We start from the raw sequence: 21,794 nt of genomic DNA, 5'->3' as shown, positions 1-21,794 counted from the left end.
CGATGGCCGGCGTGGCGGCGCCCGATCCGGTCCGGCGGTACCGGGGCATCCTGCGACGGCGGCAGCTTTTGCTTTTCGCCCTGGCCGCCCTGATCGGCTCGGCCATGCTGGCGGACTTCCTCACGGGCAGCAGCCCCCTTCCGATCGCCGCCATGCTCGATGCGCTGCGGCATCCGGGCGAAGCGGCACCGGTCGAACGCGTCATCGTATGGTCGATACGCCTGCCCTACGCCCTGGCCGCGACCCTGGTCGGCATGGCGCTCGGCCTGGCTGGCGCCGAGATGCAAACGGTCCTGAACAACCCGCTGGCCAGCCCGGATACCCTGGGCGTGTCGTCCGCCGCCGCGTTGGGGGCGTCCGTGGCCATCGTTTTCGGCGCCTGGCTTGCACCGGGGATAGCGCCGGACTGGATGATTGCGGCGTTCGCTTTCGCGTTCGCCGCCGCCGCGGCCTTGCTGCTGGATGCCATGGCGCGCTGGAGCGGAATGCGCGCCAGCGGCGTGGTGCTATTCGGCATTGCCTTGGTTTTCCTGTGCAACGCGTTGGTTTCGGCCATCCAGTTCGTGGCCAGCGCGCAAGCCTTGCAGAACCTGGTCTTCTGGACGATGGGAAGCCTGGGCCGGATAGGCTGGCCGCAGGTGGGCGCTCTGGCGCTGGCACTGGCCGTCGCGATGCCTTTTTCGCTGCGTGCCGCGTGGCGCCTGACGGCGCTGCGCCTGGGCGCGGAGCGGGCCGCCAGCTTCGGCGTGGACGTGCGGCGCCTGCGCCTGGGCGCGCTGGCGCGCGTCAGCCTGCTCTCCGCGGTGGCCGTTTCGCTGGCGGGGGTCATCGGTTTCATCGGTTTGGTCGCGCCGCACATCGCCCGCCGCCTGTTCGGCGAGGATCATCGCTTCTATCTCGCCGGCAGCGCGCTGATCGGGGGGATCGTCCTGTCTCTGGCGTCCATCCTTTCGAAATCCCTCGTACCCGGTCTGGTACTGCCGATCGGCATCGTCACCGCCCTGGCCGGACTGCCGGTCTTCCTGGCCGTCGTGCTGCGGCGGCAACTGCCATGACCCACGAACCGTCGGGCGCTGTGCCTCTCCCCCCGCACGCCGGCCTGGCGGTTTCGGCGATGCGCGCCGGGTATGGCGGGCGAGACGTCTTCGCGGCCCTGTCGCTGCAAGGGCTGCGGGCCGGCGAAGTCGCCGCCGTGCTGGGGCCCAATGGCTGCGGCAAATCCACCCTGCTGAAAGCCGTGGCGGGCCTGATGCCCCTGCGCGGCGGCACGATTGCATTCGCGGGGCGAGATCTGGCGACGCTGCCGCCGGCGGAACGATCGACGCTGGTGGCCTACATGCCCCAGGACCTGCCCGCGGCCGTGCACCTGCGCGTACTGGAAGCCGTCGTGGCCGCCGACCGCGCACACGCCGCACGCAGCAACGGTACCGACCATGCCGGCCGCGCGCATGCGCTATTGGAACGGCTAGACATCGCGCACCTCGCCCTGTGCTACCTGGACGAGCTTTCGGGTGGACAGCGGCAATTGGCCGGCCTTGCACTGGCGCTGGTACGCGAACCGCGCGTCCTGCTGCTGGATGAACCCTTGTCCGCCCTCGACCTACGGCACCAGTTCGAGGTCATGGCGCTGCTGACGCGCGAAACCCGGGCGCGGTCGCTGATCACGCTGATGGCGGTACACGATCTGAACATCGCCCTGCGGCACACCGATCGGGCCGTGCTGCTGCGTGCCGGCGCACTGGCCGCGGAAGGCCCGCCGGCGGAGGTGATCAGGCCCGATACCCTGGCCGCGGTGTACGGCGTGCAAGGCCGGGTGGCGCGGTGCGACGAGGGCTGGCCTTACGTCATGATCGATGGCGTGCTGGACCAAGCCGTACGACAGCGCTAGCGTCCTGCGCCGACGCCGCTTGCCGCGTCCGCCGGCAGCTGGCGCGGCGGGGGCTTCGCCGCGGGACCGACGGTCAGCAGGCGATCCAGGCAGCGGAAGCGATGCAACGCCGTCAAGGCGAAGGGATTGATGACGCTGCCCGCGTCCAACTCCAGCGACGCGCGTTTGCCCGACAGATCGAAATCGAGTTTGAAGCGATCGCTTCGGACCGTCTGCAAGGTTCCCATGTCCAGCAGGCGGAACAGCGCCCATGGACCGCTTACGCTATGTCCATTGCGGCCCTCGGGATCCGCGGGCTCGTAGTCGATGCGCCCGGACTGCGTGCCGCCGCCCGGCCATGCGAACCCGGTCGGAATGGCCGGGCCGTGCGAATACCTTAGCGTCTGGGCTCCCAGGGTCAGATTGAATTGCGTGAAATAGGGATCCAGGAATATCGGCGACAGCTGGAAATGGATCAACATCGTCTTGCCGCCATCGGGAAAGAACGCCTGGCGTATCGTCGCCGCATCCTGGAAAACCTGCAGCGCGGTGCGCGAGAAACCCAGCCGCGCGGCATTCGGCCGCCAGCGCCACGGGTTGACGCTCATGTCGACATAGTTCAGCAGATTGGCGTGGAAGAAGGCGTCCAGCAAGCCTGCGGGCGCGAACAGGCGGTTGAAATCGTCCTGCGCCATATCCTGGCCGGACTGCGGATCGACCGGATACCGGTTATCGACCGCGGCATGGCAGAACGGCGCGACGTCGGCGCGCCACAGTTCGTCGATGCGGCGGCGCACGTCATCCAGCGCCACCGCCTTTCCATCGTTGGCCAACTGCTGCAACATGTCCCGCACCGGGGCCGGCTGGCCCTCGGCGGCATCCTGCAAGGATGCGAGCGCCTCCGCGGGCGGCGGCGCCAGCCCATGCTGGCGGGCGGCATCCACCGCGTCCAGGAACTGGGCGGCGCTTTCGATGGCGCCCTGGATCCTGACGATGGGCGGAACGCCGCCATCCTGCGCGACGAACAACTGGTGCAGCGGGTCGAAATGACGGTCCACGGGCGTATCCGGGTCGCCCTTGGCGGCCAGCGTGGTTTGCGCAACCACGCCCTGGAGGAAACGCCTCAAGGGAGAATCGGCGCCCGCGAGTACGTGCATCTCCGCGGCGCCGTCGCGGGCGTCGGCCGGCAGGGGGCCCACGCGCGTGTCGCCCAGCAACGCATCCCATGCCCAGATGTAGTGCGAGAAATAGTCCCTGTCGAGCGCATCGCGCAGACGGACGGCATCCGCGGGGGAGCTCGCCTGCCCCAGCACCCACCCGTCTCTTTCGGTATCGGCGATCAGTTGGTCGCGCATGGCCTCGTAAAGGCGGTAGCCCGCGAGGGTGTACGCGCCCGGCACCCCCTCCGACAACGGCCGCCCGCTCGGACGGCGCAACACCAGCGGCGTGTTCATCCCTTCCAGGAGCGCCACCGACAAGGCTTGCGGTACCGCTTCGGACAGATCGGACTCCAGCATGTCGTACACGCGGTCCGCCAGCGGCCGCGCGGTCAGTTCGGCACGGACGCGTGCCACCACGGCGGCGTCCAGCGGCAAGGCGGCATCGAAATCGGGGGCCTCGAACAAATCCTTTATATAGGACAGCATATCGGCGCGCCGCGCGTCCGTCAGAGGCAGGCGTTCGATATCGCGCATCGTCCATGCCATAACGGCGCCCCCATCGTAGTGCTCCGGATCGCTGAGCATCAGGTAGGTGCGCAGGGCGCGAAACCGCGGCATGTCGCCGCGTGCGATATTGGTCATCGCCTGGCGCGCGCGGGCCTGGACGAAACGCAGCAGGGTCTGCCGCAGCAGCGCGTGATATTCGGCATGCGCCGTGTCGGCCAGCGTATCGCCCTGGTACAGGCCGGCGCCGTGCAGCACAATGGCGTCGACGACGGAAGCCTCCGGCGCAAGCACCGGCCGGCTGGCGGCATCCAGCAGGGCCAGCATCCGGGGCAGTTCGGCGCCGCGCCCGTGGGCGGTCACGCCGGCCGCGAGCGCGGCAAGCTTTGCCGTATCGCCATGCACCTTCTGGATCAAGGCGCGGTTGCGCTGATATCCGGCCGCCAACATCGCACCGGCGATGACGACGGCGAGGACCAGGGCGGCCGGCCACAGATAGCGCGAAGCGCGCCGCCGCATATGCGCCGCGGCCCGGTCGGCGAGCCCGCGCTCCTGGAACACCACATCGCGCAGCAGGCCCGTGATGAAGTAGCCGTGGGCATGCGGGGTGCCGCGTTGCCGCGACGGCACGGCATCCCGGACGAACGCGGCGACGGCACTCGAAGAAACGTACCGGACATCGCCATCCTGCGCGGCGCTGGTGAAATACACCCCGCGCAGCCAGGAAGCCCTCGCGTGGAACGACCGCGCGAACACATGCCCCAGCCACGCTCCCAGAGGTTCACCCAGGGCTTCGAACTGAGAGGGGAACCCATAGATCGCGCCCGCCTGCACATCGTCGCCGGCGGTCGCCGTCAGATACACGACGCGATCCTGCAGACGGCGCACCAGCGCCGCGAATTCGTTCTCGAATGCGGCCAGTGCCGCCTCGTTGCCTTGAGCGGTCGAATCGGCGAACGTCATCCCCCACACCTGTTCCGCCGCGGCGCGATCCAGGTGGGCGAAAAACGCCTCGAAGCCGGCCAGGCGATCGCACTGCGCGACGACGACATACACGGGATACGGCGCCCTGAAGCGCCGCTGCATGTCGCGCAGGCGCGCGCGGGCATCCTGCGCGCGCGCCAACGCCAGTTGCTCGCCGCCCAGCAGATCCTGTACGTTGAGGACGACGATGACACCGTTCACGGGACAGAACCGGCGCGCCTGCCACGTTCGTTTGAGCAGGCGCTGCCAGATGGCGTGTCCGAAACCGGCGCCGCCTTCGGCGGATGCCGGAGCACCTCCCGTCTCTATCAGCAGGGCATGGTTGCCGAGCCAGAACCTGCAAGGATCGCCCGCCTGCCAATGGGAATCGTCGCCGGGCGCCGACATCCCCAGGCGCGAGGATGCCAGCAGCAAGGTCTTGCCGCTGCCCGCATCGCCCAGCGCGACATACCACGGCAGGCGGTAAAGGCTGTGCCGGCCCAGCCGCCATGCCGGGCCATCCTTGCGCAGCACGCGTCGCACCGCCCTGAAAAGCATGTCGAGCCTGTCCTGCGCTGCCACCAGGGGACCGTCGTCATACTGGGGCGCGGAAGGCTCGGGCGGCGCCGGTTCCCAGCTGATGCGCACGCGGTCCAGGCGGCGCACCAACGCCGTCAGGCCATGCGCGAAAACCCACAACAGGCACAAGGCCAGTGTCAGCCAGGCCCGCGCCGCCGGCGTCGCGAAAGGCGCATGCCCCGCGTAGGAAAAGCGCGGCGATTGGTGCACGATGAACCCGATGCCCAGTAACACCACCACGGCCATCAGGAAGCGGCGGAAGGTCAACCCGCCGAAGATTCTTTTGAGCATAAAGCGCGTTCTCGAAGTGAGTATCCGGGCCCCTGGGGCCACGATGGCGACGGACGCGGCGCTACGGGGTGGCGCCGGGCGCCAGTACGGTGATTGCCACGCGCCGGTTGCGAGCCTGGCCCGCGGGCGTGTCGTTGGAAGCGACGGGCTGGCTGCTGCCGCTTCCCTGTGCCAGGAACCGCGCGGACGTGTCCGTCTCCTGGCGCAGGAGCTCTACGACCTGCGTGGCGCGCGCCAGCGACAGCGCCCAGTTCGAAGGGGCCCCAGGCGCGGGCCGCTGGTCGTCCGTGTGTCCCACCACGACGACCTGCCCGGGGACACCGCGCAGCGCGTCACCGATCCGGCGGATCAGGGGAAGATCGGCGGGGGCCACCCGCGCGCTGCCGGAAGCGAACAGCCCGTCGGTATTCAGGGTGAGAACGACGCGGTCGGAACGGCGATCGATATGCACCCGCTGTGCCGCGATGTCGGCGGCCAGCGCCTGGTCGAGCTGGGGAGCGAAAGGCATGGGAGTGGCGGCCGGCTGCGGGCGCGGCGGCGCAACGGCGGGCGGCGGTGCCGGCGCACGAATGGGAGCGGTGACCCGCACGGCCTCGCGCGCCAGCGCGACCGCATCCGCGTGTTGCCGCAAGCGCAAACTCAGCCAGCCATGCAGCGAGACCAGCGCAAGGATCACCCCCGCCACCACCCACCCCAGCGGACGCAACATGAACGGGCCGCGCGGCGGCACCCGTTCGCCCCGCCAGCGCGGCGATAGGGCGGCCTCCGGGGCGCCGCGCACCTGGCGGATCAGGCCCCGCAATTTGTGGCGCACCTGTCCGAGCGAGGCGATGCCCTGCGGCGACAGCCGATAGCGGCCCTGCATGCCGAGCGCCAGTATCACCGACAGCAATTCCAGCGCATCGATGTTGGCCGCCGGATCGCGCGACAGCTCGTGCAGGATGGTAAAGAAACGTTCGCCGCCGGACGATTCGCCATGGAAGATGACGAGCAGGCTGCGTGCCGACCAGGCTTCTCCCCCCCAGCAGGTAGCTGCGATAGCCTCGTCGACATAGGTGCAAAGGCAGTAGCGCGCGGCAGCGACGATGTCCGTGGAAAAGGACGCACAGGTATCCACGAAGGTCCGCACCATGGCGACCAGCCGGGTACGCAGCTCCTCCAGCGAAAAAGGCGGCGACTGGCGGCCGTGACGCAGCAACACGCCGATCTCCAATAGCGGATGCGCGGCCGCCACCAGCGGATTCAAGGCGTGGCGGGGCAGGAACACCGGCGCGCCGGACGGCGGCATGGGCGGCGCGATGTCATGGATGACGGCAAGGGGCGAGGTGGCCCCGGGCGGCCCCGCGTCCCCATCCCGCGTATAGTCGACCACCTTCATTGGCGTATGGCCCAGAGCGCCAGCTGCAGGCCGGGAAAATCGCCCGCCACGTGCAAGGCGATACCCGCCGACGTCGACAGCTCCGCCCACAGGTCATCGGCCGCATCCAACGCGAAATAGCAGTTGTTGGCGTGGAACGGCAGTTGGCGCGGCGCGACCGGCAGCGTGCGCAGCGCGATGCCGGGCAGCTGGAGCGTGACCAGGTCGTGGATTTTTTCGACCGGCCCGACCTTCAGCTTCGCGGGCAGGCTGGACCACAGTGCGTCGACGGGCAGATCCGCGCCAGCGGCCAGCACGAAGCTGGCCGTGCGCAACAGGCCGACGTCGGGCACCCGCCCCACGCGCATGCCGAACTGGCCTGGCTCCAGCGGAATCGCAATGGCCTGCGGCTCGATCACGGCCGACAGCGCGCGGCGCAGATATTCCATCAAGGGCCGGAAGGATCCGTCCAGGTCGTCATGCCGATACGGCGTCAGTTTGGGCGGCCGCCGGTCTCCCTGGCTGAAGCAGGCCAGTTCGCCGGCCAGTCTCAGCATCTCCCGGTACAGATGTTCCGGGTGCAGGCCGCCGGCGGACGACAGGTGCGCGAACAGCGGTTCGGCGCGATTGACCAGCTGCAACAGCAGGAACTCGGCGATCTCCGCCGCGCCATGCGTGTTCGGCTCCATCAGCCGACCGGCCAGCGCGGCCCCACGCTGCCCGAGCAGTCCCACCAGTTCGTCCATCAGCCGTGTCATGCGTGGCGCCGCCCGGCAATCGATCACCGGCGGGCAGTACGCGCGATCGAGGATCACCGTGCCGTCGGACCGGCGCTCCACGATGCGCGCGATGCCGAGCAGGGCATGGCCCTCGGCGACCTCATGATGAAAGGCCAGGCGCAGGCGCAGCCTTCCCACCTGCACCAATGCCTCCTGGTCCGCGCCGGCATTGGCGTCGCGCACTTCGCATTCGGCGATACGGTAGCGCGCGTGGGGGGATTCCGGTTCATCGCCCGCCGCCTCCGGCGCGCCTGGGCGTGCCAGCGGCAAGGCCAGGACCACCAGGACGTCGCGCGCATCCTCCGGGACGTCCCGTGCGGCGGGAAGGTCGTCTTCCTGCGGCAGGGCAAATGGCGTGCCGTCCGGCATCACGCCTTCGCAAGCCAGCAGCGCCAGTTTGCCCAAGGCCAACAAGTGTTCGTCCAATTCCAGTCTCGAAAGACCCCAGCCCCGCGGGGAACGGCCGATGCGTCCTTCGATGTAATTGCGCCAGTAGCGGTCATGCTGCTGCAGATGCTGCTGTTGCAGCAGCATGCCTTCGGACCAGATGATCTTACTGTTCCAGTACATGACTTCCCTCTTTCCAGGAACCCTTATCGTTTCCGCCGCCGTGCGGCGTTATCGTCAACTTGTCCGGATGCAGCGTCAGCAGCCAATCGCTATCGCCATCCTCGCTTTGGTCCGGCAGGGCTACCACGGCGCGCCACCGGGCGCGCCAGATGTCGCGATAGGCCACAAGCACGGCGAGGTAGCGCGCGCCCGGCACGAGCGCCTGCCCAAGCTTGATCCGCTGACCCGGCCGGATCGCCAGCACCGAGCGGGCCAGCATGGCCTTGCCCAGCAGCTGCCTGTCGTTGCCGTAGAGATCGAAGAATCCCGCCTGGCGGAAGTCGTCGGCTTCGGACAGCTGGTAAATCCGCACGATGACGGGCGACGGGCGTCCATCGCGATCCGGATTGAGCCTGTCCGAGCCTGCCAGGCGCAGGCAAACGCCGCGGTGCTCCTCCGGCCCCGTGGCGCATGCCGCCAGGCATGCGAGCAGACATGCCACCACCATGAAGCGCACGGCAAGCCGGCGCTGTTCACACATCGAGATCCGCGCGCCATACAGGCGCCGCGCTTGCATGGGTGGGAAGCCGATACGCGTAGTGTTCCGGCGAGACGCGATCTCGGGAAAGCGCCGAGCAACATCCCGGCGGGGGACGGCGCGCCATGCGCAAGCCCAACGGATCGGCGTCCGCCAGTACCGCCATCCGGCGATCCAGCGCCGGGTCGCCGGCCAACAAGTCAACGCGCGCGAGCGCATCGAGCGCACCTGTCCTGGTATTGAAGGTATTCCAGAAATTGTCGTTCATCTGCCCATCCTCGAAGCGGCCGACGCGATGACCGCGACGACGCTGGTTTGACCTGCGCCGCGCCACCCGGTTACCCCATGGTCAGGGGCCTGGCATGCACGCCGCGCAAGGCCGGTACGATCGCTACCCATAAGGAATTCGATGCCTGTCCAAAGGATCGCACTATCCACGCCTCCGGACATTGGGAAAAATCGTAGGTGGCACCCTGCTGGCGCACGGGACTCGATGCCCGTCACGGCACCATGGTGCGCACGCTGCCAGGCATAACGATGGAGATCACGCCGGCCCACTGGCACATGCAGCGGGAACTGTTGTCCAGCGCGGGCAGGCCGCCCACCAGCACCGTGGGCGCACCGGGCAGCCAGGGCGCCTCGACGATCGGGACGCACGGCATGGGCGTCAGCACGCCCATGGCCGCCGCGGTGGCGGCCTCCACCGCCGGATTCGCCACGGAGGTGCACATGAGAAACGGCGGGATGTTGACGATGGGTTTGTTGTCCTCGATGTTGGCCGCCGGCCGGCCTTCCACGAGAACTCTGGAGGACGGCTCGACGATGAGCGCGGACGGAGCGGTGCCGAAGGTGCAGGCCAGTTGCGCACCCAGTACTACAGGTAATGCCATATCAGTTCCGCTTCACCGACTTGCCGTCATCGGCGCGCTTGGGATGCTCGGGTTGCTTCGTCGAGCCGCCGGGGCCGCTGCCGGCGGCGCCACCCGAATTCAGGTATACGATGGGCCCGGAGATATGCACGCCGTCCGGCCCGATCGAGATGAAGCTTCCACCGGCCTTGAGCGATAGCATGGCGGTCGCTTCGAGCACCAGGGTGGCATCCGACTTGATGTGCACCAGTTCGCTTTTGATGACGTACTTCTCTCCCGCCTCGTGTACCACGGACAGGCTCGCGCTCAGAGATACGTCGCGGGCCCGTATCGTCTGGCTGGCGCCGACGGTGACGTCCTGGTACTTGGTTTCGATCAGTTGGTGCTCTTCTATGAAGGTGTGCGAATCGTGGCCGACATAGGTCAGGCTGTCGTGCTCGGTGTAGTTGTCCTGGTTGCCGTCGGTGTACAGCAGGATCTGCAGTTTTTCATCGTCGAACCGCAGCTCGTTACGCTTGCCGGCGTTTCCCGCGCCGGTCCCCTGCGTGAGGATCGTACTCACCGCCGCCGCATCGGGCAGCGCATAGGGCGTCTTGTTCTTGCCGTTATAAAGCCCCCCGACCACGACAGGCTTGTCTGGGTTTCCGTTCAGGAAGTCCACCAGGACTTCCTGGCCCTTGCGCGGCAGGAACATGGCCCCCCAGCGGTCTCCCGCCCAGGGCTGGGCGACCCGGACCCAGCAGCGTTGCATCGCCTGGCCGGTGCTGGGCGGGTTGAACTGTTCCCAGTGGAACTGCACCTTGATCCGGCCATGCGCGTCCGTCGCGAAATCCTCGCCTTCGGGCGCGAGGACGATGGCGGTCTGCGGGCCGATGACCGGGACGTGGGCCCAGCATCGTGCGCGATACCGGCTATCGCGCGGGATGGCGCGGAACCGGCAATCGAACAGCATGCGGGCGCGGCGAGCCGCCGCCGGATCGGCCGGCGGCGACGAGTTCTTTTCGGCGGCGTGCCCCACCGGATAATAGCCATCGCTCATGCGATAGCGCACGTCGGTCACCAGGTACTTGCCGTTCTGCTCGGCGACGGCATGCCCCGTCAGCGCGAACCAGGCACCGGGCGATATGCCGCACGCGGTGGCGCGGCCAGCCACGCGCGAAGCGCGGGGAAGATACGCGTCCAGCCGTGCCCACGCATAGCGCACGCCATCGTTGTCGTCGTCATACCAGAGCGCGGGCTCCTGTATGACATACGCCTTGTTGCCCTGCTTCTCGCTGGTGGCATGGCCGGTCAGGCCCTGGCTCGTACTGCGGGAGACGTTCTCGAAGTCGAACGCGTTCGTCTCGGACCGTCCCGGCACGACACGACGATCGTTCTTCCAGTCGTAGACGGCTTCCCCCACGGCTTGCGTTCCGTCGCCCTGCCCCACGTGATTGAAGGGTATGGATTCGTAATTCGGGGTAGCGCCGTGCTGCTGCGGATCGTCGACCAGGACCAGCGTGTCCGTGCCGTCCTTGTGATCGAAGTAATAGTAGATACCCTCGCGCTGGAGCAGGCGGTTAAGAAAATTGAAGTCGGTTTCGCGGTACTGCGTGCAGTTGTCCAGTTTGGGATAGGAGCCGATACAGATGGAGCGATGCGGGACGCTCTGTTCATCCAGCAGGAACTTGGCGATATCGACGACAGTCTTGTCGTGGAAGAACCTGCAATGCGACGAGCGGGTCAGGCGCCAGAGGCGCGGCCGCACGATCGCACGGTATTTCGTCCTGCCGGAAGACGCCTTCTGCGTCAGCCCTCCCAGCTCCACGAGGCTGAACTGCGCGATGATGCCGTGGAACGCGCGGTCTCCCTGGGGCCCGGACAGCGTCAAGACGACCGCGCTGCCCAGTATCGATTCCGCGGAAGGCGCGCCGTCGCCGCACGAGAACAGGATATCGAACTTGAAGGGCTTGCCCAGACGCTCGCGCCCCTGCACGGTATGCAGCAATGTATCCGCCGGCAGGGCCGCGCCGCCGATCCGAAGCTTGCGCCCGCCCTGCGGGTCAGAGGACATCCGGCTCCTCCGCCGCCGACTCGGCCAATTCGTATCGGAATGCGCCTTCTTGCGCCTCTATACGAATCACCCCGACCGAACGCCCTTCGCGACGCCATTCCAGCATGGTCTTGCCGATGCCGGGCAGCACGGACTGCATCAGGACGGCATCGACCAGGCGAGCGCCGCTTTGCCGTTCCTTGCAGCGGCCGGCGATTTCGTCCACCACTGAATCGGCGTACTGGAAGACGATGCCGTCATCGGCCTTCAGGCGCCCGCCCAGGCGATCCAACTGCAACCGCACGATCCGGCCTATGGTATCCAGGCCCAGGGGATAGTAGGGAACGACCGTCATCCTTCCCAGCAATGCGGGCGGGAATACCTTCACAAGCGGCTGGCGCAAGGCCACGCATATGTCGTCCGGGGAAGGAAGGTCGCGCCCCTCGGCGCACAAATGTTCGATGACGTCCGAGCCGGCATTCGTGGTGAGCAGGATCAGGCAATTGCGGAAATCGATGACACGGCCTTCGCCGTCTTCCATCCAGCCTTTGTCGAACACCTGGTAGAAGACTTCGTGCACATCCGGATGCGCCTTTTCCACTTCGTCCAGCAGCACCACCCCGTAGGGCCGCCGGCGCACGGCTTCCGTCAGAACGCCGCCTTCGCCATAGCCGACATAGCCGGGCGGCGCGCCCTTCAGCGTGGAGACCGTATGCGCCTCCTGGTATTCGCTCATGTTCAGCGTAATGACGTTGTGCTCGCCACCGTACAGGGCGTCCGCCAACGCCAGCGCCGTCTCGGTCTTGCCGACGCCGGAAGGGCCGGCCAGCAGGAAGACACCGACGGGACGTCCGGGCCTGTCCAGGCCGGCGCGGGCCGTCTGGATGCGCCGCGCGATGCATGCGGTGGCCCGGGACTGCCCGACGATGCGGCGGTCCAGCGTTTTGTCCAGGTCGAGCAGGCTATCGATTTCATCGTTCAGCATGCGCCCCACGGGAATGCCCGTCCAATCCTGCACGACCGCGGCGATGGCATGCCTGTCCACACAGGCTACCGCCAGCGGCTGTTCGCCCTGGCATTCCGCCAGTGCCTCTTCAAGGCGCGCCAGTTCGGCGAGCCGGCTTACGGCGGCGGGGGTGGCGGTCTGCCCGGTGGCCGGCTCGGTGGCGGACTCGGTGGCCAGCGCGGCACGATGGCCGGCGATCGCTTCCACCAGGGCTCTTTCCTTTTCCCACCGCGCCTCGAGCGCCACGCGCGCGCGTTCCTCCATCGCAAGGTTCGCCGCGACCCGGCCCGCGCGGGCGCCATCGCCCAGTCCGATGGCGGCTTCGCGCTCCAGCAAGGCAAGCTCCGTGCGCAGCGCCTCGATGCTGGCGCGGCAGCGGTCCAGGGCGCCCGGCGTGGCATGCCGGCTGACCGCCACACGCGCGCATACCGTATCGAGCAGGCTGACCGCCTTATCCGGGAGCTGGCGGTCGGGAATATAGCGATGGCTCAGCCGCACGGCCTCGCGCAAGGCATCGTCAAGGATCTGGACCCCATGATGCGCTTCCATCGCGCCGACCACGCTGCGCAGCATGCGCAGCGCCTTCGCCTCGTCGGGCTCGGCAACGGGAACCGGCTGGAAACGGCGCGTCAACGCCGGATCCTTTTCGATGTGGCGCTTGTATTCCGCCCATGTCGTCGCCGCTATGGTACGCAGCGTACCTCGGGCCAGCGCGGGCTTCAGCAGGTTGGCCGCGTCGCCGGTGCCCGCCGCGCCGCCCGCTCCCACCAGCGTATGGGCCTCGTCGACGAACAGGATGATCGGCTTGTCCGACGCCTGCACCTGATCGATGACCTGGCGCAGGCGCTGTTCGAATTCGCCCTTCATGCTGGCCCCCGCCTGCAGCAGGCCGACGTCCAGGGTGCGCAGGGAAACATCGCGCAGGGCCGGCGGCACGTTACCGTCAACGATGCGCTGCGCCAGGCCTTCAACGACCGCTGTCTTGCCGACGCCGGCCTCGCCGGTCAGGATGGGATTGTTCTGGCGGCGCCGCAGCAGGATATCGATCATCTGGCGGATTTCATCGTCGCGGCCGACGATGGGATCGAGCCCGCCTTCGCGCGCCAGCGCGGTCAGGTCGACGGTGTACCGGCTCAAGGCCTGGTGCGGTCCCTCCAGCCCGGGCATCGCGCCCGAGGCGGGTGCTGCGGTCGAACGCGAGGCGCCCGCCGCCGAACCCTCTTCTGGGGAACTGCGCAGCCACGTAGCGAAACCTTCCGCCAGGACATCCGGATCGATGCCGGCGAACTGGCGTGAAATTCCCAGCAGGGCCCGCCGCAGCGAAGGCGTGCGCAACATGCCCAGCACCAGATGGCCGGTACGCACCTGGCTTTGTCCATATTGCAGCGAGGCGTACATCCATCCGCGCTCCACGGATTCCTCGACCAGGGCGGAAAGGTCCAGCGCCCTGCCCGCCGCCGGCGGCAAGCGGTCCAGCGACTCGACCAGATCGCGGGCGAGCGCGGCATGCTCGATCCGGAAATGGCGCACGATGCGATGCAGGTCCGCATCCTGCATCTGCAGGATCTGGTGCATCCAATGCTCCAGCTCGACATGGGCGTGGCCACGCAGCTTGCAGAAGGTCGTCGCGTTCTCGATCGCCCGGTAGCCGAGCGGCGTGAGCTTGCCGAATAATGCGACGCGGCTGATTTCCGACATATATTTTTTTTCCTCTAGCTCATAGGGTGAGTATTTCCGCGCGGTTGAATGCGCAGCATCGCGGGCGTGTCCGCCGTTTTTTTTTGCCCCAGCCAGCTGGTGTATGCCAGGCGCGCGGATCCGTCGAACCTCATGCAGGAGGCGGCTTCGGGCTGGACTTGCAGTTCGATGTCCCAATGCAGCAGGCCGCCGGTATATAGCTCGACCCACTCGACAAGCCGCCGGTAGCCCGGCTCGCCGGGCAGCAGCCGGCGTATATCGCGGCCCGCCACCGGTCCGATGACGGCGCGGAATTTCGCCTGCCTGTCCCAGACCCGCCGCCCCAGCACGAGGCCCTCGCCCAGGGAACGGCCGCCGTCGCGCCGCAGCGCCGTCAAGTCCTCGCTGGCGAGCTTCAGCCAGAGTCCGACGAACTGCCGTATCGACACCGGCACGCCCAGATACTGGGACAGCAGCAGCCCCAATCCACTGGCGTGCCGCGTGCGCGTGGCAAGCAGGCCGCAGAACTGCAGCTTGTCCAGATCGTCGCTCTCCCCGCCCGCCGCCGACGCCGTCGCGGACAGGCCGCACAGGCTGGCGACATAGCGGGCATAGCCTTCGGCCCGCATCCGGCCGCGATCCATGCCGATCACCGGCTGGGCATCCGCCCAGGCGCGATAGAACAGGCACAGCTGACGGTGCTGGAAGATATCCAGGAAGCCGACCAGCGTGGAGTCCCCGCCGTGCGCCAGCCGGTTATGGACATATTCGGTGAAGTACAGCGGCATCGGGCCGTTCGGTCCGAGCAGCCCGCCGACGTTGGCCGTCAATTGCGCCGGCCTTGCGTCATCCGGCGGCCGGTACGCGTCCAGCTCTGCCGCCACGAAATGCAGCCGGGGCCGTTGCCCCAACCTGACGACATCGTCGCGCGGGCGCAAGGAACGGCCCAGCCGGGGACGGTCGGGGTATGCCGATTCGATCAGCCGCAAGGCCTGGAAAAGATCGAAGCGCGCGGTGTCGAGCGCAAGGGCGCCCGCGGCGCTCAAAGCGTCTGACACAGGCCCTCCCTCGCGCGCCAGCGCATGATTTCGCCACGGGCAGGCGTGCGCACGGCGGTCTCGGCGAAATTGTTGATCGATACGTAGCCTGCAAAGAATGCCTGCAGCACGGCGGAGAACAGAAAGGCGCCGCCGCCCTGGAAGGCGCCGTCATCCAGCGTCAATGTGACTTCCAGTCCGCGGCCGAAGCAGGCCGGTCCCGGCAACGGCAAGCGCCGCGTCACGCCCCGCGATGCGATGTCCAGGACACCGGCGATCTGGCGTCTGCCCACGGCATCGGTCTCATGGCAATACAGATCGAGCAGTTCCCGCATGGTTCGCGCGCCCCTGCCGGCGCCGTCTTCCAGCAAAGAACGGTGGTTCAGCGATAAGTGGCTCAATAACCGCCACGCCGCCGCGCCATCCTCCATGCCGGGCCTGGGTTCGCTGGGGCCGGCCACGCAGCGGACGCTTTGCACGGGCAATTCATCGTCGAAGAAAAAATCCGTGGCGCCCACGCCGACGGGCATGCACAAAGGCAGGTCGCGATTGGTACACAGGGCGTCGACGCCCAACTGCAGCAGATTCAGATGCAGCGGCGCGTCATGCATATCGACCAGCGCGATATGGACGTCGCTGCCCAGATAACGCGACCGCGGCCCATCGCGCCGTTCGCGCTCCGTGGGCTTTCTGGGTTCCCGCCGCAGCTGGAAGAATGCTCCGGCGGACGCGCGCCGTGCTTCCGGATCGCGTGCGCTGAAGAACGACTCGAACAAGCGCGGTTCATCGTCCGGCGCGGCATAGCCGTGCGCCGATTCGATGCTGTATATCTCGAAATCGATGGGCCGGCTGCGATCCGGGACCACGTGGAACTCGAACCTGCCCGGCTCCAGCACCACCCGGTCGGCGCGATGGGTGAACAGGTTGATCGCCGGCGTGCAATTCAGGCAGAAGTTCGACGCGTCGACGACTTTCCCGAGCTGCGGGTCGTAGGAATCCAGCACCAGGACTACATCGAAACCGGTGGCATCGCAACGGCGCATCGCCGCCTGCAGTCCCCGCAGCTCGACGAAGTGATAACGCTCGGGAAACGCGAAGTACTCCTGTATCAGGCGATAACCGCGAAATGCCCGCCTCGACGGCGGCAGCAATGCCTCCTCGTCCGAGAATCCCATCGGCACGACGCAGGGATTGCCGAGCGACACATGCCAGGCCGCGCCGGGACCCGGCGCCACCGCCCACCCATGCAGTACGTGCCCGGCGAGGATCTCGTACAGCTTTGCCGGCAGGGCATCGGCCCCGCGCAGGAAGAGCGGCAGCCGATCCAGGGCCAGCGCGGCCGGCGCCACCCTGGCGGACACTTCGAAACGCAGGCGCAGCACGGCTTCGGGGTGACAGCGCGGATCCGGGATGACGCCGCAGACATTGCCCATATAGGGCGTGTACTCGGCCGCCCGCAACCGCAGCGGCCACAGCGTCACGTCGTGCGCGGTCCGGTACTGGCAACGTGTCGTCGTATGCTTGTCCTTGTTGCTCTTCAATACGCTATGCCGGGGGACGCGATGCCCCCTGGCCAATCCGGGATGCCCCCAATCCGGCTGGAACTGCACCACCGCCATCGATGGCGTCGGCGCCAGATACTGCGGATAGATCATCTCCGCCAGGTGCCGTGTGAAACGCGGAAACTCGGCTTCGAGCTTCATCCGCGTACGCGCCGACAGAAAGCTGAAGCCCTCCAGCAGGCGCTCGACGTAGGGATCCGCGCATTCGAATCCATCCATTCCCAGCCGCCCGGCGATCTTGGGATAGGCTTGCGCGAACTCGCCGCCCATTTCGCGCAGGTACTGGAGTTCCTCGTTGTAATAGCGCAATAAGGTCGAATTCATCCCTACGCCCGCGCGTGTCCTTCGCTTATCGATATCTGTCCGTCTTCCAGGTCCAGTTCCGTCATCAGGTATAGCCGCTCCGGATAGGGCTGCGCCCAGAGATCGCCCTCGACCAGAAATGCCACGACGTTGCCCCGCGTGTCGGACGTCCCGAGCACCGGGGACACGCGCAGGCTGTCGGCAAGGATCCTGGGTTCGAAGCGCCGCAGCGTCCCGGCGATCTCTTCGGCAAGCACCGTCTTGTCCACGTTGGATGCCGGCCTACCCGCGAAATCGGGCAAGCCGGCATTCAGCACCGAGTCCGCGACGGCGGAATACGCGTGCAGATCCGCTCCGTACAAGCGCCGACTGTTCAACACATGAGTGATGTCGCGCAGCACGCCTTCCCGCAGCTGGCGTAGCGAAATCACCCGACGATCGCGCGACTCCGACGCGCACTCGGGATGCAGATCGGTCAACCGGTCGAGCAGCGCAGGCTGCAGCCGGTTCCTGCTGATGAGTTCCGCCATGTTCCGAGCCCAATCCCAACCTGGCATGCGGAGCGGGACCGGCTTAGCGCCGGCCCCGCCCCTTCCGGCAATTCAGAAACGGAGCGTGTCCGCCCTGCCGCTTCTTAGAAGACTTCGTGCGTCAGGCGGTTATATCCCCAGGTCCCGCAGGGCTTCAATGTGCCGTCTTTCTCCATTTGGTATTCGTCGACCATGATCAACTCGTACCAGATGCGGAACGATTCGTCGTTGAAGTCCGTGGCCTTCTGGAAATCCGCAACGTAGCAGTTCGTCAGCGTCCAGATTTCCTTGACCACCGGCTTGGCGGTGCCGTCGCGGGTGTACTGGAAAATCTGGATCTTGGGGATCTCGGTACGCTTGGCGGCGCTCGAGGCCAATTTCGTGCTGGCCGCGCATTTCATCCGGGCAACCATGATGTCGGAAAATTCCACCGAGCCGGGACCGCGTACATGCCCCCCCAACGCCATGTGCTGCGTATTGCTGGAGCCGTAGCTGGCGTTCAAGAGATCCAGATGATTCTCCACGATGGCCGAGCTGCCCTGGATCTCCGAGCCGAAATCCGATGTCCATATGGCATGGTTTGCATTGCCACTCATTGTGCTACTCCTAGTACTTGGGATTCAAAAATGTCGAGATGCGGCCGACCGGCACGGGATACCGGCGGCGATGACGACGGTGCCGAGTGGCCTCCGTCGCGTTTACTTCCCTTCGACAGCGGGAAGCTTGCTGACCAACCGCAACGAAACGGTCAGTCCTTCAAGTTGGTAGTGAGGCTTCAAATAGATCCTGGAGGTGTAGTACCCCGGATTGCCCTCGACATCTTCGACGCTTACGGCGACATCGCTCAGCGGCTTCATCGCCTTGACGACCTCGGACGAATGCGTCGGCATCCCGTCCAGGTACTTCAGGATCCAGCGATACAGCCATTTCTGCATGTCCTCCTTGGATTTGAACGAACCGATCTTGTCGCGGGCGATGCACTTCAAGTAATGCGCGAAGCGGCAGCAGGCAAACAGATAGGGCAGGCGTGCCGCCAGATTGGCGTTGGCCGTCGCCTCGGGCTCGTCATACTCGGCCGGCTTCTGCAGCGACTGCGCGCCGATGAACGCTGCCATGCCGCTATTCTTCATATGCACCAACGGCAGGAAGCCCGCCTTGGACAGCTCCGCCTCGCGGCGGTCGCTGATGGCGATTTCCGTGGGACACACGACATCGACGCCGCCGTCATCGGTGGGGAAGAGATGCACGGGCAGGTCTTCGACCGCACCGCCGGACTCGATACCGCGGATACGCGAGCACCATCCGTATTCGGCGAAGGAACGATTGATGTTCACCGCCATGGCATAGGCGGCATTGGCCCATGTGAAGTTCTCCGGATTTCCGCCGCAGGTATCTTCTTCAAACGCGAATTCGTCCACGGGGTTCGACTTCGCGCCATAAGGCGCTCTCGCGAGAAAGCGCGGCAGGGTCAACCCGATATAGCGGGAATCCTCGGACTCCCGCAGGGCACGCCAGGCGGCATGCTCGGGCGTCTGGAAGAGTTTGTTGATATCGCGCGGGTTGGCGAGGTCGCGCCACGAATCCAGCAGCATTACCGCGGGCGACGCGCCCGAAATAAAGGGCGTATGGGCCGCCGCGCAAATCTTGCCGACTTGCGCCAGCAGATCGACATCGCGGGCGCTGTTGTCGAAGTAATAATCGCCCACCAACGCGCCGTACGGCTGGCCGCCGAACTGCCCGAACTCCTCCTCGTAGATTTTCTTGAAAAGCGGGCTCTGGTCCCAGGCCGACCCTTTGTATTTCTTCAAGGTCTTGTACAGGTCCGATTTGGACAGGTTCATGACGCGGATCTTGAGCTGCTCCGTGGTCTCGGTATTGCTGACCAGGTAATGCAGGCCGCGCCATGCGCCTTCCACGCTGCGGAATTCCGGGCAGTTCAGGATGGCGTTGATCTGCAGCGTCAGCTTGCGATCGATTTCCGCGACCATGGCCTGGACGGTGTCCATGACATCGCTGGAGATCAGCCGCGCATCCTGCAAGGCATATTCGGCCAGGGTCGTGATCGATTGCTCGACCGCGCGTTTCGCGTCATCGTTCTTGGGCTTGAATTCCTTCAGCAGAAGCGCCGAAAAATCCATGCCGCCGGTTTCGGTCGTTGTTTGCCCGTTGGCCTGTCCGGCCATCGCCACTGTTTCACTCATTGGTCGGTCCTAGTTGCTTCGATATGGTTACGACTGCGGCGCGGAGCCGTCTTCGGGGGCATCGGCGGTATCGGAAGCCGCCGGCGGCGTGCCATCCTCGGCCTGCGGTTCGGCCGTCTTCGCGGCTTGTGCCAGGGTCTGCATCAACGAGGGATCGGACAGCAGCTTCGACACCATGTCCTCGGCCGATACCTTGCCGTCCATGTAGGTCAACAGGTTGGACAGGTGGCTGCGCGCTTCCAACAGCCGTCGCAGCGGCTCGATCTTGCGCGCGATGGCGGCCGGCGAGAAGTCGTCCATGCATTCGAATGTCAGGTCCACGCCGAGGTTGCCCTCGCCGGTCAACGCATTGGGCACGGAAGCCGCGACGCGGGGCTTGATCGCGCCCATGCGGTCATCGAAGTTCTCGCTGTCGAACTCCAGGAACTTGCGATCCGCCACCGGCGGCAGCGCATCGAGCGATTGCCCGGACAAGTCGGACATCACGCCCATGACGAACGGCAGGTTTACTTTCTTTTGCGAGCCGTTCACTTCGACGTCGTACTCGATCTGCACACGGGGCGGTCGCGTGCGGCCGAGAAATTTTTGGCTACTTTCCTTGGTCATCCGGATATCTCCGTTAGGGGTTTATATAGGCTTCCGAGGCATCGGCGTCAGAACGAGGGCCGTCGGGACGGATGCCGGCAAGAAAGCTGATTTCCGCGAATCCTTGCGGAGACAGCTCAGACATGATTTCGATGAAGTTCATATTGATGAGCCGCTTCGCACGCTGCAGCAGGACGGGGACTGGGCTACCCGGTTCCTCGGCCGCGTAGTACTCGCAAATGCGGTCTATCTGGTAGGCGACGTCGTCGCGATTGCGGATGTCGCCACTGCCGGCGCCGGTCGTGTCCTGGCTGCCGTTCGTGCCATCCGCATCGGACGGTACGTGCTCCAGGTCCATGGTGTCGATTCGGGTCGCGCTGCCGGAATGGCTGGATAGATGCTCGCGCACCGCGCGCGCGGCATGCTGCAGGGTCCTGGGCAGCTTCTCCAGCTCGCAGGCATACTGCGAGTCGACACGGTCATCGAGCAGGGCCGCGATGCGGTCCAGGCGCACCAGCGCCTGTTCGATGGCACCCAGGGCGGCTTCCAGTTGTGCTGCATCGGCCGTACTGAATATCGTCCCGATGTCCTTCAGCGACTTGCGTTCGTCATTCGGGCGGGGCGGCAGCTCTCCCGTGGCGATATCGATATCGCGCAGGCAGACCTGCCCGAACATGGGGCTGCGAACCAGCGGGGCACGGCGCGCCGCGCCCAGCACGCCGTCCATATCGTCCAGCCCCATCAGGATGTTCAGCCGCTCGGTCGGATCGTTGTCGGACTCCAGGACAGGATGGACGTGGTCCCAGTGACGCTCTATGCAGGCCTCGACCAGCGCCAGCCCGTCATCCAGGCCGGCGAAGCCGTGCAGGCTCAGCAGGATGCGGCTCAGCCACACGGCCAGCGTCAAGTCATGGGTGCGAGCCAGCAGTTTCAGGGCCAGCGCCTTGGCGGCCTTCCAATCGGGCTCGGCCGCATCGATATGCATGTCGCCGTACTCGACATCCGGCTTGCCCTGCATGACGTGCGCGAGTTCGACATAGTCCGGGTCGTATTGCAGGTCCGGGCCGCATGGCGCATCCGCGGCAATGTCGGCCAGAAAATTTTCCAGGTCTATGGTCGGCGCCCGCGGCCGGAGGTAGCCCGCATCGCCGCCAAGAACCGGGTGCGCTCCGGGCATCGTCGAGATACCCGCCTGGGAAGTGCATTCCGTGGAAGCGTCTTCATCAGGAAGAACATCCATAATCGACACGATAATGTCTCTCTTGACAGCAGCTCGTTGGCTTGTGACTAGGGCTGCATCGATACGAAGCGGGTTGCCTCGATCCGGCGATGCGGGCTGCGCCAGGTACATCCGGTGGGATGCACGCCGACGACCGAAACTTTATGCGTGGAGCGGGCGCTCAAA

General features: G+C 66.3%; 17 protein-coding genes. 3 read left to right on the top strand and 14 right to left on the bottom strand.

What is annotated here, in order from left to right; genetic code table 11:
• Positions 1-2 precede the first annotated feature (2 nt).
• Positions 3-1,055 (top strand): FecCD family ABC transporter permease, encoded by a 1,053-nt coding sequence (locus tag ACO1P8_RS04040; protein WP_486294635.1) that lies wholly within the window; start codon positions 3-5, stop codon positions 1,053-1,055.
• Complete coding sequence (locus tag ACO1P8_RS04035) at positions 1,052-1,888, top strand: ABC transporter ATP-binding protein (RefSeq protein ID WP_486294634.1); 837 nt, start codon at positions 1,052-1,054, stop codon at positions 1,886-1,888. The genes ACO1P8_RS04040 and ACO1P8_RS04035 overlap by 4 nt, the downstream gene beginning before the upstream one ends.
• On the opposite strand, the gene tssM is transcribed toward ACO1P8_RS04035, so the two are convergent.
• The 4 genes from tssM to tssJ all read right to left on the bottom strand — a co-directional run bounded on the left by tssM (position 1,885) and on the right by tssJ (position 8,626).
• Positions 1,885-5,364 carry a type VI secretion system membrane subunit TssM gene (gene tssM, locus ACO1P8_RS04030; protein WP_486294633.1) on the bottom strand — a complete coding sequence of 1,160 codons (3,480 nt, stop codon included), beginning with the start codon at positions 5,362-5,364 and terminating at the stop codon, positions 1,885-1,887. The genes ACO1P8_RS04035 and tssM overlap by 4 nt on opposite strands.
• A gap of 61 nt (positions 5,365-5,425) precedes the next feature.
• A complete protein-coding gene (gene icmH / locus ACO1P8_RS04025) occupies positions 5,426-6,742 on the bottom strand; it encodes a type IVB secretion system protein IcmH/DotU (protein ID WP_486294632.1) in 1,317 nt (438 codons plus the stop codon).
• Positions 6,739-8,070 (bottom strand): type VI secretion system baseplate subunit TssK, encoded by a 1,332-nt coding sequence (gene tssK, locus ACO1P8_RS04020; RefSeq protein WP_486294631.1) that lies wholly within the window; start codon positions 8,068-8,070, stop codon positions 6,739-6,741. Before tssK ends, icmH begins: the two co-directional genes overlap by 4 nt.
• Positions 8,054-8,626: a type VI secretion system lipoprotein TssJ gene (tssJ, locus tag ACO1P8_RS04015; protein ID WP_486294630.1), complete on the bottom strand. Its 573-nt coding sequence runs from the start codon at positions 8,624-8,626 to the stop codon at positions 8,054-8,056. Before tssJ ends, tssK begins: the two co-directional genes overlap by 17 nt.
• Between tssJ and ACO1P8_RS04010 the strand changes: the two genes are divergently transcribed.
• Positions 8,625-8,906, top strand: a complete 282-nt coding sequence (locus ACO1P8_RS04010) for a hypothetical protein (protein ID WP_486294629.1) — start codon at positions 8,625-8,627, stop codon at positions 8,904-8,906. The genes tssJ and ACO1P8_RS04010 overlap by 2 nt on opposite strands.
• Before the next feature lie 181 nt (positions 8,907-9,087).
• On the opposite strand, the gene ACO1P8_RS04005 is transcribed toward ACO1P8_RS04010, so the two are convergent.
• From ACO1P8_RS04005 to tssA, 10 genes are all read right to left on the bottom strand, one after another.
• Positions 9,088-9,477: a DUF4280 domain-containing protein gene (locus ACO1P8_RS04005; protein WP_486294628.1), complete on the bottom strand. Its 390-nt coding sequence runs from the start codon at positions 9,475-9,477 to the stop codon at positions 9,088-9,090.
• 1 nt (position 9,478) lies between these two features.
• A complete protein-coding gene (locus ACO1P8_RS04000; protein WP_486294627.1) occupies positions 9,479-11,509 on the bottom strand; it encodes a type VI secretion system Vgr family protein in 2,031 nt (676 codons plus the stop codon).
• On the bottom strand, positions 11,499-14,192 hold the full coding sequence (tssH, locus tag ACO1P8_RS03995) for a type VI secretion system ATPase TssH (RefSeq protein WP_486294626.1): 2,694 nt from the start codon (positions 14,190-14,192) through the stop codon (positions 11,499-11,501). The genes ACO1P8_RS04000 and tssH overlap by 11 nt, the downstream gene beginning before the upstream one ends.
• A 14-nt stretch (positions 14,193-14,206) precedes the next feature.
• Entirely contained in the window at positions 14,207-15,229 is a 1,023-nt protein-coding gene (tssG, locus tag ACO1P8_RS03990; protein WP_486294625.1) for a type VI secretion system baseplate subunit TssG, read from the bottom strand.
• Entirely contained in the window at positions 15,214-17,094 is a 1,881-nt protein-coding gene (gene tssF, locus ACO1P8_RS03985) for a type VI secretion system baseplate subunit TssF (protein ID WP_486294624.1), read from the bottom strand. The genes tssG and tssF overlap by 16 nt, the downstream gene beginning before the upstream one ends.
• A 2-nt stretch (positions 17,095-17,096) precedes the next feature.
• Positions 17,097-17,603, bottom strand: a complete 507-nt coding sequence (gene tssE / locus ACO1P8_RS03980; protein WP_486294623.1) for a type VI secretion system baseplate subunit TssE — start codon at positions 17,601-17,603, stop codon at positions 17,097-17,099.
• Positions 17,604-17,707: 104 nt separating this feature from the next.
• Positions 17,708-18,199: a type VI secretion system tube protein Hcp gene (locus ACO1P8_RS03975; RefSeq protein WP_486294622.1), complete on the bottom strand. Its 492-nt coding sequence runs from the start codon at positions 18,197-18,199 to the stop codon at positions 17,708-17,710.
• 102 nt (positions 18,200-18,301) lie between these two features.
• On the bottom strand, positions 18,302-19,804 hold the full coding sequence (gene tssC, locus ACO1P8_RS03970; protein ID WP_486294621.1) for a type VI secretion system contractile sheath large subunit: 1,503 nt from the start codon (positions 19,802-19,804) through the stop codon (positions 18,302-18,304).
• 27 nt (positions 19,805-19,831) lie between these two features.
• On the bottom strand, positions 19,832-20,410 hold the full coding sequence (gene tssB, locus ACO1P8_RS03965; protein ID WP_486294620.1) for a type VI secretion system contractile sheath small subunit: 579 nt from the start codon (positions 20,408-20,410) through the stop codon (positions 19,832-19,834).
• A gap of 13 nt (positions 20,411-20,423) precedes the next feature.
• The gene (tssA, locus tag ACO1P8_RS03960; protein ID WP_486294619.1) at positions 20,424-21,566 is read right to left on the bottom strand and encodes a type VI secretion system protein TssA; all 1,143 of its coding nucleotides are present in this window, start codon (positions 21,564-21,566) and stop codon (positions 20,424-20,426) included.
• Positions 21,567-21,794: the final 228 nt, after the last annotated feature.

It is taken from the genome of Bordetella sp., from assembly GCF_057362025.1.
This window is presented reverse-complemented; position numbering and strand designations above follow the sequence as displayed.